At 69.5% G+C, this 7,052-nt stretch carries 5 protein-coding genes; 2 read left to right on the top strand and 3 right to left on the bottom strand.

The genetic code is table 11. The features are described 5' to 3' along the window. The first annotated feature begins 265 nt into the window (after window positions 1–265). Window positions 266–2,770 (top strand): ATP-binding cassette domain-containing protein, encoded by a 2,505-nt coding sequence (locus ACIQ7H_RS21290; RefSeq protein WP_395795343.1) that lies wholly within the window; start codon window positions 266–268, stop codon window positions 2,768–2,770. 80 nt (window positions 2,771–2,850) lie between these two features. Here the strand turns inward: ACIQ7H_RS21290 and bioH are convergent, their stop codons facing one another. From bioH to bioB, 3 genes are read right to left on the bottom strand one after another with little or no spacing between them, the layout of a single operon-like run. Continuing rightward, entirely contained in the window at window positions 2,851–3,615 is a 765-nt protein-coding gene (gene bioH / locus ACIQ7H_RS21295) for a pimeloyl-ACP methyl ester esterase BioH (protein ID WP_395795345.1), read from the bottom strand. Window positions 3,616–3,663: 48 nt separating this feature from the next. Then, a complete protein-coding gene (gene bioF / locus ACIQ7H_RS21300; protein ID WP_395795347.1) occupies window positions 3,664–4,908 on the bottom strand; it encodes an 8-amino-7-oxononanoate synthase in 1,245 nt (414 codons plus the stop codon). Window positions 4,909–4,917: 9 nt separating this feature from the next. After that, a complete protein-coding gene (gene bioB / locus ACIQ7H_RS21305) occupies window positions 4,918–5,925 on the bottom strand; it encodes a biotin synthase BioB (protein ID WP_395795349.1) in 1,008 nt (335 codons plus the stop codon). 69 nt (window positions 5,926–5,994) lie between these two features. On the opposite strand from bioB, the gene ACIQ7H_RS21310 reads away from it, so the two are divergent. After that, window positions 5,995–6,729, top strand: a complete 735-nt coding sequence (locus ACIQ7H_RS21310; RefSeq protein ID WP_395795351.1) for a ComF family protein — start codon at window positions 5,995–5,997, stop codon at window positions 6,727–6,729. Window positions 6,730–7,052 lie beyond the last annotated feature (323 nt).

Raw genomic sequence — 7,052 nt, forward strand, 5'->3', positions numbered from 1 at the left:
CGTGACCCTGCCCAGTGAACTCGGAAGCAACGAGATCGCAAGCATGAGCGAATCCGCCACTCAGGAGAACGAATGACAGCTATCTGGTGAACAGGCTGTCTCAAAGGGGTTGACGCGTTCCGCTGCGTCCTCTGCCTGTGCCGGGCTGCAAGACCAAGCCGTCGACGACACTTCACCGCTATCGCGCGGGCTCCTTGAGCAGCGGAGAGCTTGCGAACGCACTTGTCTGGTTGAAGCGGATCGGGCCCACGTATCCTGCGCGGCGATGGTCGCTTCTATCCTGCCCCTGACCCCTTGCCACTCGCTGCCCTGGCTTGCGCCGGTGCGCCGACTGCTGTGGCTGCTCGGCGCGCTGGCCGTGGTGTCGGTGCTCGGCCCACTGCTGCTCGGCACCGATGCCGGCTGGAAGCCCGACTGGAACGCGCTGTCCGAACCGCCGTCGTGGCGGCACTGGTTCGGCACCGATGCGATCGGCCGCGATGTGCTGGCGCGCAGTCTGCTGGGTCTGCGCATGTCCCTGCTGATCGGCGTGCTCGCCACCGCCGCGGCGCTGATCATCGGTGTGCTGTATGGCGCTTACGCGGGGCTGCGCGGCGGCCGCATTGAGCGCGTGCTGATGCGCGCGCTGGACGTGCTGTCCGCCCTGCCCTTTCTGCTGATCGTGATCCTGCTGCTGGCGCTGTTCGAGCGCTCGCTCGGCCTGCTGCTGGCGGCGATCGCCGGCCAGGCCTGGATCGATCTCGCACGGTTGATGCGCGCCGAGGCCGCGCGCCTGCGTGAGGCGCCCTTCGTGCTGGCCGCGCGTGCGGCCGGCGCCGGCAGCTTCGATCTGCTGCGCCATCACGTGATTCCGAATCTGCTCGGCCTGGCTCTGGTCTATGCCGGCCTGATCGCTGCGAATGTGGTGCTGATCGAGAGCTTTCTCGGCTTCCTTGGCCTGGGCCTGGAAGAACCCTATGCCGGGCTCGGCGCATTGCTCGGCGAGGGCGCGCAGGAGCTCGACACCGCGCCCTGGACCCTGCTGTTTCCGGCCGCCCTGCTGTGCGTGCTGCTGCTCAGCTTCCAGCGCCTGGGCGAGGCGCTGCGCGATGCGCTGGATCCGCGTTTGACTGCAGCGTCGGCGGCCGCTGCAGAGCCGGCTGCGACGCACGAGCCTTCGTTCGACACAGCAACAACTTCTGCGCCGGCCACCCGCAGCCGCGCGCCGCAGCCCGCCGATGCGCTGGTGGTGCGCGGCCTGTGCATCCAGTTGCCCACCGGCGCCAGGATCGGCCCGCTCGACTTCGCGCTGGCACCGGGCGAGTGCCTGGGCCTGATCGGCGGCTCCGGCTCGGGTAAAAGCCTCAGCGCGCTCGCACTCAGCGGTCTGCTGTCCCCGGGCCTGAGTGCACGGGGTGAACTGGTGCTCGGCGAGCAGCGCATTGATCTCGGTACACCGCTGCCCGAGGGCGTGCGCGGCCGGCGCATCGGCCTGGTGTTCCAGGATCCGCTGGCCAGCCTGCATCCATTGCGGCGCATCGGCGCCCAGCTGCGCGAAACCCTGCGCGCGCTGCGCGGCCTGGGCGGTGACGCGCTCGATCAGGCGGCTGAGCATGCGCTGCGCGAAGTGGGGCTGGTCGAGGGCAGCGAACAAACCTGCATGCGCTTCCTGCGCGCCTATCCGCATCAGCTGTCGGGCGGCCAGCGACAGCGGGTGATGCTGGCGCTGGCCCTGGCCGGCAACCCCGAACTGTTCATCGCCGATGAGGCCACCAGCGCGCTCGACCTGCTCAGCCAGCACGACATTCTTGAACTGCTGCAGCGGCTGCGTCGCGAGCGCGGTCTGGCGCTGATCTTTATCGGCCATGACCTCGCTGTGGCGGCGCGGCTGGCTGATCAACTGATCGTGCTGCAGAACGGCCGCGTGGTGGATGCCGGGCCGACTGCGACGGTACTGGCGGCGCCGCAGTCGGCTTACACCCGCGCCCTGCTGGCGGCACGCGTCGCGCTGCCGATGCCGTCCACTGCGGCGACGGATGCACCCGTCGTGCTGCAGCTGAACGAGTTCAGCCTGCGCTACCGCGGCAGCCCGCAGCCGGCCGTGCAGCCGCTCGATTTGAGCCTGCGGCGCGGCGAGTCGCTGGCCCTGCTGGGTGCCTCGGGCAGCGGTAAAAGCTCATTGGCGCGCGGCCTGCTGCAGCTCAGCGAGGCGCAGCAGCAGGGCGCCGTGCAGCTGGCTGGCATCGAGCTGCGCGGCTTGTCATCGGCGGCGCTGCGGGCGCAGCGTCCACAGGCGCAGATGGTGTTCCAGGACCCGTACAGCTCGCTCGACCCGCGTCAGCGCATCGCCGAGGTACTGGCCGAACCGCTGCGCCTGCATGGCCGGCCGGTTGTGTACGCGGAGCTTGTGCAGGCGTTGAACGAAGTCGGCATTCAGCCCGATGCGCTGTCACGCTATCCACATGCGTTCTCCGGCGGCCAGCGCCAGCGCATCGCGATCGCGCGCGCGCTGATCCTCAAGCCCAGCCTGCTGATCTGCGACGAGGCGGTCAGCGCGCTCGACAGCATCAGCCGGCGCCAGATCCTTCAGCTGCTGCTGCACCTGCAGGCCGAGCGCGAACTCAGCTTGCTGTTCATCACCCACGACCCCGGCGTGGCTGCCGAACTGGCGCAGCGTACTGCGGTGATGTTCGAAGGCCACATGGTCGAGATCGGCCCGACCGCGCAGCTGCTGGAGCACCCGGAGCATGCGCATACGCGGGAACTGGTGGCGGCCTGGCGGGCGCTGTAGCAGAGGGCCGGAATTCGGGATTCGAAAGCGCGTGAACGATTCGATCTTCGTCATCGGCCGCCAGCGCTCGCGCGTAGACCTCAGTCCAACCCGCCCACGAAGTCCAGCACCGCGGCAACCACGGCATCGACATGGCTGATGAAGGGCGCGTGGCCGGCGCCTTCGATGCACAGGTACTGACCGTGCCGCGCCAACTCGGCCGCCGCGCGCATCGCCGCAGGCGGCACCAGGCGGTCGCGGCGGCCAGCGATCCACAGGCTGGGCAGGTCGAGCACGGCGAGTTCATTGCGCAGGTCGAGATGACCGAGCATGGCCAGGCCCTGCAGCAGTGCCTCCTGCGCCGGCTCGCCACGCACGAACATGCAGTCGCGCAGTGCCTTCAGCGCCTCGCGGCTGTGCTCGCTGCCGACGGTCTCCAGGGTCAGGAAACGCTCCAGGGTGCGCCGGTAGTCGCGGCCGAGTTCGTCGGCGAACTGCTCGAAGATTTCCGCAGATACCGCCTGCAGCCAGTCCGCACCGCGCACGAAGCGCGGCGAGCTGGCGATCGCGATCAGGCCCTGCACGCGCCCGGGCTGTTCCGCGGCAGCCTGCAGCGCGATCAGGCCGCCCAGCGACCAGCCCAGCCACGGCGCCGGCGGGGTGGCCTGGGCGATGCGCGCGGCGGCATTCGACAGATCCACCGCGGCACCTCGCTCATCGCTGTGGCCGTGCCCGGGCAGATCGACCAGATGCAGTTCGTGGTGCTCGGCCAGGCGTTCGATCAAGGGCGCGAACACGCCGCTGTGCATGGCCCAGCCGTGAATCAGGACGAGCGGGGCACCGTGGCCCAGGATTTGGATGTGCACGAGTGGGAGCGCGGGAGTCTTGAATGAGTAGCCGCTGTCGAGGCGGGATCAGGGCTGGGCTTTGGTTTCGGCGCGTACTGAACTCTCGCCGTGTGTCGGCGCGTTCAATCCCGAATCCCGATTGCCCAACCCCAGGCTCGCCAAGGCTTCAAGCAGGCGATCGATATCGTTGTCGCTGTGCGCCGCCGACAGGGTGATGCGCAGGCGCGCACTGCCCTCGGGCACGGTCGGCGGGCGGATCGCGGCGACCAGCAGCCCGCGCGCTTCGAGCGTCTTCGAGGCCGCCAGCGCAGCCGCGTTGTCGCCGACCAGCAGCGGCTGGATCGCGGTCGAGGATTCCACCACCGGCAGCCGCAGCCGCCGCGCACCGCGGCTGAAGCGCGCGATCAAGCCGGCCAAGTGGTAGCGCCGCCACGGCTCGTCCTGCACCGCCTTCAGCGCCGCCCGATTGGCCGCCGCCAGCGCGGGCGGCAAGGCAGTGGTGTAGATATAGGGCCGCGCGCTTTCGGCGATCGCATCGATGACTTCCGGCGCGCCGCAGACCGCCGCACCATAGCCGCCAAGCGCCTTGCCCAGAGTCACCATCAGCAGCGGCACCTGGCGCACATTCAATCCCGCCGCCGCCACACTGCCGCGCCCGCCTGGGCCGATCACGCCGAAACCATGGGCATCGTCGACGTAGAGCAGGGCGTTCTCCGAACGCGCCACCAGGGCCAGCTGCTGCAGCGGCGCGATGTCGCCGTCCATGCTGAACACGCCGTCGGTGGCGAGCAGGGCGGCTGCCTCGGGACGCGTGCGCAGCTGCCGCAGCGCGGCCTCGGCATCGCCGTGCGGATAGCGCTTCAACGCGCAGCCGGCGAGGCGCGCACCGTCGATCAGGCAGGCATGGTTCAAGCGGTCCTGCACGCACAGATCGTCGCTGCTCAGCAGGGTTTGCAGCACGGCCAGGTTGGCCAGGTAGCCGGAGCCGAACAGCAGCGCCTTCGGGTAGCCGAGAAACGCGGCCAGCTCCTGTTCCAGCGCCGCGTGCTCAAGGTGGTGGCCGCAGACCAAGTGCGAGGCTGTTGCGCCCACACCGTGCCAAGCGGCAGCCTCCTGCAGCCGGCTGATCACTGCCAGATGCTGCGCCAGGCCAAGGTAGTCATTGCTGCAGAAGTTCAGCAGCTCGCGGCCGTCGATCCTCACTCGCACGCCCTCCGCCTGCTGCACCGTTCGACGCGCGCGCGTACGGCCATCGGCGGCGCGCTCGGCGCGCGCAGTGGCGAGAGTGTGCAGCAGTGAGGGTCGGGTCATGGCTGCGGCTCAGGCCGCGGACTCGACCGCGTTCAGATCAAGGTGCACGTGCTCGCCACGCTCGGGCGCCGGCATCGGAACCAAGCCCAGGCGCGCGAACAGCGCCTGGTCCTTGGCGGTGTCCGGGTTGCCCGTGGTCAGCAGCTTCTCGCCGTAGAAGATCGAGTTGGCGCCGGCCTGGAAGCACAGCGCCTGCAGCTCGTCCGACATCTCCTCGCGGCCGGCCGACAGCCGCACCATCGAGGCCGGCATCACGATCCGCGCCACAGCAATGGTGCGCACGAACTCCAGCGGATCGATCGCCTCGGTGCCGTGCAGGGGCGTCCCCGGCACCTGCACCAGACGATTGATCGGCACCGACTCCGGATGGGTCGGCAGGGTCGCCAGGGTCTGCAGCAGGCCGGCGCGGTGCTCACGGGTTTCGCCCATGCCGACGATGCCGCCGCAGCAGGTCTTCATGCCGACCCTGCGCACCTGCTCCAGCGTGTTCAATCGATCGTCGTACTCGCGCGTGCTGATCACGCTGTCGTAGAACTCGGGCGCGGTGTCGAGGTTGTGGTTGTAGTAGGCGAGGCCGGAATTCTTCAGGCGCTGGGCCTGGTCGGGCGTGAGCATGCCGAGCGTGGCGCAGGTTTCCAGGCCCAGCGCGTTGACGCCTTCGATCATCGCCGCGACTTTCTCGACGTCGCGGTCCTTCGGCGCGCGCCAGGCAGCCCCCATGCAGAAACGCGTCGCGCCGGCGGCCTTGGCGGCCTTGGCCTTCTCCAGCACGGCATCGAGGTCCATCAGCTTGTGCGCGTTCAGGCCGGTCGCGTAGCGGGCGGCCTGCGGGCAGTAGCTGCAGTCCTCCGGGCAGCCGCCGGTCTTGACGCTCAACAGGGTGGAGATCTGCACCTCATTCGGGTTGAAATGCCGACGGTGCGCACTGGCGGCCTGATACAGCAGTTCGTTGAAGGGCAGGTTGAACAGAGCGAGCACTTGCTCGCGGGTCCAGTCGTGGCGGAGGTCGAACGACATGCTTGAAACTCCCCGCGCGGGCGCGGACAAAGAGGCGGAAGTCTGGAAACCCCTGAGAGTACTGTCAACTTGAACTCAGCACGACCCTGGTGGGCCACCGCCACGCAAGCGCTCAGCCACCTGCTGCTGCCGCCACGCTGCCTGCACTGCGGCGCGCCGGGCGCCGCCGGCGAGGATCTCTGCGCCGATTGCCGCGCCAGCCTGCCGCACAACAGCTGCGCCTGTCCGCTGTGCGCCCTGCCGCTGCCGCAGCCCGCAGCGGCCTGCGGCCGTTGCCTGAAGCGCCGCCCGCCGGCGTCGGCAGCAGCGCTGGCGAGCTTCGTCTACACCGACCCGATCGACCGCTGGCTGCCGCGCTTCAAGTTCAACCGCAGCCTCGCCTGCGGCCAATTGTTGGCGAGCCTGATGCTGCAAGACCCGCGGCTGCACACGCTCGCCGCCGGGATCGACGTGCTGGTGCCGCTGCCCCTGCATCGCCGCCGCTTGGGCAGCCGCGGCTACAACCAGGCGCTGGAACTGGCGCGCCCGCTGACGAAGGCGCTGCAGCTGCCGCTGCGCCCCGAGCTGCTGCAGCGCACCCGCGACACTGCGCCACAAACCGGCCTCGACGCCATCGCCCGCCGCCGCAACCTTCGCGGCGCATTCACCGCCCACCCCGATATGCGCGGTCTGCGCGTTCTGCTGATCGACGACGTCATCACCACCGGCAGCTCAATGCTGGAAGCCTGCCGCGCCTGCAAACGCGCCGGTGCGATCGAACTACGCGTACTCGCCGCGGCGCGCGCACCGCAGCCGGGGCGGTAGAGGGCGACACCGTCCTCGCGGAATCGATCGAGGACAGGAGACATCGACGCCGACACCGGGCCGGCATGTCGCTCCGGTGGGTCGAGACCCACCCTATGAGCGCTCCAGCTTCGGCTCCAGCTCCAGCTCCAGCTTCGGCTGTGGCTGTGGCTGTGGCTGTGGCTGTGGCTGTGGCTGTGGCTGTGGCTGTGGCTGTGGCTTCGCTCCAGCTTCTGCGGGCACGACGCCCGCGCTCTACCCGGGGCCCCTGGGGAGCGGCGGGAGGCGGTCGATCCGCCCGAAGGGTCGCCGGCAGGGATGCCGGCGAGGTTTTCGACAGGCCA

This window comes from Aquimonas sp., from assembly GCF_044377145.1.
Taxonomy (GTDB): Bacteria; Pseudomonadota; Gammaproteobacteria; order Xanthomonadales; family Xanthomonadaceae; genus Aquimonas.